Consider the following 5,954-nt stretch of genomic DNA (forward strand, 5'->3'; position numbering starts at 1 on the left):
ATCTACATCCTCTGAATAAGTAGCTGTATAAGTAGATGCATCTGCAGCATCAATAATCAAACTTCCGTTCTTATACCATTGGTAACTCACCAAAGAAGCATCTAATCCTTCTACATTTGCTGTGAAAGTAATAGAGTAACTCGGCACGCTTTCTTCTTCTGAACAATAATTAAGTACTGTCTCAACCATTTCTTGATCTGAAGTAAGACTCACTGTATAATCTGCTTGGTTAATCTCTATCGTCTCCATAGTAGGACAAGATGCATCGATATAAGCCTCTACAGTATAGGTACCAAATCCATAATCTACTGCATTAACAACAGCTCCTGTCTCAGCTATAGAAGAACCTTCATAAGTCCACTCAAAAGTAACTCCCGAAGTACCCATAACAGGAGTAGCATCGATAACAACTCCGCCTATATCACAAGTCACAACGTCTGATCCTAAATCAATTATAGGAGTTTCTATGAAGTCTGCATCAAAAGTTGCTGTTGCAGTACAACCATTATAAGTTGTCGTTACCGTATAAGTTCCATCTTGTGTAATTATGATAGATGGGGTGGTCTCGTTAGTACTCCACTGGTAGTTTACGTCATCTAACTCATCCGCAGGAATTCCATTAATCACTGGTGAAAGTTCAAAACTATTGGTTTGACTTTCTGGTGTGCAAGGAATAACAACTCCATTAAATGATATGTCATAGTTAACGTCGTCAATAATTATTGTCGCAGTAGCATCACAATCATTTGCAGTAACTACAACCTCATACTCTCCGGCTTCTGTAATAACGATTGTTTGCTGAGTTTCATTAGGTATCTCATTTCCTTCTAAGAACCAAGTGTAAGAAATACTGTTCAACGCGTTTTCATTAATTAAATTAGCTGTTAATGTACCAGAGCTTCCATCACAAATAAAGTTTACATCTGATGTTAAATCAATTTCAGGAGATTCAAAGAACTCTACATTAATTACATCAGTAAGCCCACAGGCTCCAAAATAAACTACTGCTACAGCATACTCTCCAGATTCAATAACCTCAATAGTTGGTGTTGAAACAGGAATTGGGAATCCGTTCTCATCTAAGATTGGGTTTCCATTTTCATCTAATTCTACAATCAAACTTCCCTCAAAATACCACTCAATAGAGGCATTCTCTGCATTTTCTATCCCTGTATCTAACACAATTGGATTTCCTTCGCAATTTGCATTACCATCTTCTATTGTGATATCATCTCCTAAATCTATTGCTCCAAAATCAAAGCTTCCTGCTGCCAAGAAAATAGCTGAATCATAAGAAGCATCTCCTCGGTCTGCTACCACTAATTTAAAATGATATTGCTGACCTGGAACCACAGAGGCTACTGCTGTGATTGGAACAGTACTTCCTAAGAAATTAGTAGGTGCACCTATAGGTGCTAATCCACCTGCTCCATAATATTCTCCAAAGTATTCTTCGTTTACAGATGGGCAACCTGAGTTATAAGCATTATCTCTAACCGTTACCACAGATATAGGATCTGTAGTACCAGGAACCAATGCAATATTAGAGGTATTCCCGTCTGCATCTGTCACTAAAAATGCGAAAGCATCTGAATATGAACATTGAAAAGTTCCATATTCTTCTGAAGCAAATAAGAAATCAAAGCTAATTTCGTCTATAAAAGGCACAAAATCAAATTCTATAATAGAAGCATTATTAGAGTTACCTGATTCTAATTCGGGAATTGCATTTTCTAAATCTGTATCTCCCGGCCACGTCGGAGGAAATCCTCCTCCTCCATTACTTTGAGTGCTTAATTCTGGACCAGGCGCTGCATTTACATCTCCCGTACTCAAGATTACACCCGCTTCTAAAGGAAAACTAGATCCATTTTGATCAAAATATCCTATTCCATTATCTGAACCAAAATCTGTTCCCGTAGAAGATGTAATGTTAAATACCTGCGTACAAGGATTATCTACCAGTACATCTATAACCAATTCTTCAACAGTATACTGAGTTGTATTTGTAGTTATTGGTGGCTCTAAAGTTGAAATACATAAATCAAAACTTGAGGTTTGTCCATCAGTAAGACCACTTGAGAAAATTCTAATGTAATAGTTTTGTCCAATTGTTAAGCCATTTGCAGCACTAGAAGTCTCTCCAAAACCATCTGCACAGTACAGTAAGGTTAAATCATTACAATCATCTCCCTCATAAACCGAGTGATACAATGCAGTGGTCGAGCCTATAATATTGCTAATTGCAATCGCATGATCTGTAGAAGTTGCTGTAAAATAGAACCATACATCATCATTTGCTGTACCAGAACAAGTATTATCTTCTGCTGATGCTGTTGCAGAAGCTATAGTACCATTTATAGTATCCACGCAGTTTGAAGAGTTGTTTACAGGAGCTTCTAAAGCCATATCACATTCATCATTAACGGGTGGCGGCGGTGGAGTTCCTATACAAATATCAAATTCTGAAGTCTGTCCTGCTGTTGATGTCCAAGAATAAACTCTTACCTTATAAGTATTACCAATTGTCAAACCTGCAATAAAACTGTTATTAGGATCTGAGCAAATTAATTCTATTAAGTTACCACAATCATTTCCTTCATAAACTGCATGGTATAAATCTGTCGTACCTCCAACAATATTATATAAATCAACCGTATGCTCTGTGGACGTTGCTACAAACTCGAACCATACATCATCATCATCTGTACCTCCACAGTTGTTAATCTCTACAGAAGGTGTAGCAGATGCTATAGTTCCAGAACCAAATTCTGCACATGAAAAGTCTGGGTTGGTCAATAAAACAGTTGCATCATCACAATCATCATTTGCTGGTGGTGGTGGTGGTGTACCTATACAAATATCAAAAACAGAGGTTTGTCCTGCTGTCGCTGTCCAAGAATAAACTCGTACTTTATAGGTATTTCCAATTGTTAAACCTGCTATAAAACTATTATTAGGATCTGAGCAAACTAACTCTGTTAAGTTATCACAATCACCACCTTCATAAACTGCGTGATATAAATCTGTCGTACTTCCAGTAATATTGTATAGGTCTATGGTGTGTGATACAGAGGTAGCCACAAACTCAAACCATACATCATCATCACTAGTTCCATTACAGGTATTTAGAACGTTAGAGGCAGTCGCCCCCACTAGTGTTCCTGAGCCAAATGCTACACATGAAAAATCTGGATTTGTTAATAATACCGTTGCTTCATCACATTCATCGTTATCTGGAGCACAAATTAACTGTGTTAATGTTCCACTATTTATTGAGCAATTAGAGTCTTGATTATTCTCTACTGTTATATCTACTTCTGTACCATTTGGATATGGGCCAAAAGTATACACACCTGGAGTGTCAACTGTCTCTGTAGTTGTTCCATCAGATAGATCTAGATCTTCTGCATCACCTATATTTTCTATATCAACTTCAATTACAAATTGATCTGTACCACTATCACAATCGCTTACTACATCAAACTCAACTTGAGGATTTACACAAGTCGAACATGATACTGTTAGGTCTATTTCAGAAGAATTAAATCCATTACAATCATAAAATCCTGCTGTGTATGTAACAGTTAATTCATCTCCTATAGATTGAACTGAAATTCCTGAAAGATCACCATTATCACCTGTACCCGTATACAATATGTCTCCTCCTACATCTGTCACCGTAAAATCTCCACCAAAAGTATATACAAGGCCTGAATTAACCACCAGATTTAAAGCGCTACCATCATTACTCGTATATACAATTTCTATAGTTTCATTTGATTCATAGCAAAAAACGGTATTGATTGGCCCCTCGGTACAGTCGACCGTATTTTCACCACAATATTCTTGGGTCAAAGTTTCACTGAAAATAAAACAATTTGCATCTTGATTATTAGTCGCAGTAATATCTACTAATGTACCGTTAGGATATGGGCCAAACGTATAGACTCCTGCTGTATCAACGGTTTGCACAGTTGTTCCGTCAGTAATATCTAAATCATCTGCATCTCCAATATCCGTCACATCTACCTCTATTAAAAATTGAGGATCTAAATCACAGTCTGAAACTACAGTAAAATCTACTGTAGGCTCTACACAAATTGTATTTTCTTTGATGATGAATGTATAATCTACAGATTGAGGTGAAGCCCAAGTAGATATTAATATATAATAAGTTTGTCCGCTTGTTACTGAATAGTCTTCTATCTCCATATCGTCCGTGCTACCTCCATTGACAATCCCATCTTGACACGTTGTTCCTATATCTTCACAGCTCGAATAAATAAACATTCCTGCGTAAGTGTTACTAATGTTAGATAGTATTATATCTACAGTGGTATCACTTGAGGGGGTATATTCATAGACTACATCATCACCGTCTAAATAATTTAATGTACTAGAACAGTTTGTTCCTGCTGAACCTGAATAATCATCTTCGTAATTTGAAGTACTGTCTGAAGTAATATATGGTAAAGGTTGTGTTACCAATATTGCATCTTCACAAACCGATCCTGTAGACGGAGCACTTTCAGTTGTAAAACTTTGCTCTACACAATTAATTGCATTACCATTTGAATTATAAGGTATTATAGTTACAAAATATTCTTGATCAAATGCAAAGTTACTCATCGGGTCGTAAGTAGTTGTTAAACCTATATCTACATTGTCTACAATATCACTACCTCCAGAAACGGTTCCTATGCTTAATAAATAACCAGAAGCTAAGCCCGTAGCTTGAGCCCAATTTATATTATTTTCAATTGGTACATTTACTGCTTCATCTGTTGGATTAACCAATATAGCATCACAATTTGGGATCTCATCTGTTTCTTGTATTGCTACTATATTATCATAATACATATAATAATCGCCAGCTGCCCAAGTAAGGTTAAATCTCAATTGAAAATCTGCCCCAACAGGTAAATCTGATCCAACTATAGTGTAACTTTTTGTTGCGCAGTCTGCAGATACGACATGGTTAGAATCATCGATAGTATCGATCATAATCCAAGTGGTTCCATCTGTAGAATATTCTACTACAAAATTACCCCAGCCTGCTGCGGTTGCTGCGGTTGCTGCGGACCAATCAACAATTTTGTAATCAAAACTGATATTTAGATCTGTCCCATTCGATTGTCCTAGAACATTTGGAGAAGTTAAATTTGCCGTGTTATTAAATGAATAAACATTTGCTCTTGCACTTTCTCCTGAACAAGATTCAACCGAACTAGTTACAAACGTAGTCGTCCATCCAGCAGGAATACCGCTATCAAAGTTTTCTACAACTCCTATCTGACCAAAGGAAGAGAGGTAGCCGAGAGTTGCAAATAATAAAAAAAGTAATTTTTTTTTCATAAGGTTAAATTTTGGGTTATTAATTGCCTGAAGATATAAAAAAATATTAAATAATTATTAAAAAATAAAAAGTCTTGACAATTTGTCAAGACTTTTTATTATAAGTAACGAAATAATTACTAAAAAGATCTATTTATCTATAATTTTAAACACAGACCTTCTATTAAGTTCATATTGCTGATCTGTACAAGGGTCGCATTCTACCTTAGGTGAAGATTCTCCTAGACCCTCACCACTAATACGTGATTCATCGATGCCTTTTGAAATTACATACTGTACGGTACTTTGAGCTCTACGTTCTGATAACTGCTGATTATAAGAGGATGGTCCGCGCTTATCTGTATGTGCTTCTACCTTGATTTTCATCTCTGGATACTTCTGCATTACAGCTACTAGCTTATCTAACTCAAAAGCGGCTTGTTTTCGTATATTAGATTTATCAAAATCAAACATAATAGGATTTAACACCACTTCTTCTTCTTGGATAATCTTCTCTATTGGACTTAACTCGATGACAAGATCTACTTCTCCTTCAGCATCTTCTCCTACCATAGCCGCATTACTTTCATAATCTTCAGCGTTTACCTGTAAACTAT

2 protein-coding genes are annotated in these 5,954 nt (G+C 36.3%); both read right to left on the reverse strand.

Features of this window, described 5'->3' with window-relative positions; translation table 11 throughout:
* Positions 1-5,358: choice-of-anchor L domain-containing protein (locus LX95_RS14225; protein ID WP_211307662.1), on the reverse strand; the 5,358-nt coding region annotated here is incomplete at its 3' end.
* 129 nt (positions 5,359-5,487) lie between these two features.
* Positions 5,488-5,954: OmpA family protein (locus tag LX95_RS14230; protein ID WP_146240803.1), on the reverse strand; the 467-nt coding region annotated here is incomplete at its 5' end.

Source organism: Mesonia algae, assembly GCF_003253545.1.
In the GTDB taxonomy this organism is placed as follows: Bacteria; Bacteroidota; Bacteroidia; order Flavobacteriales; family Flavobacteriaceae; genus Mesonia; species Mesonia algae.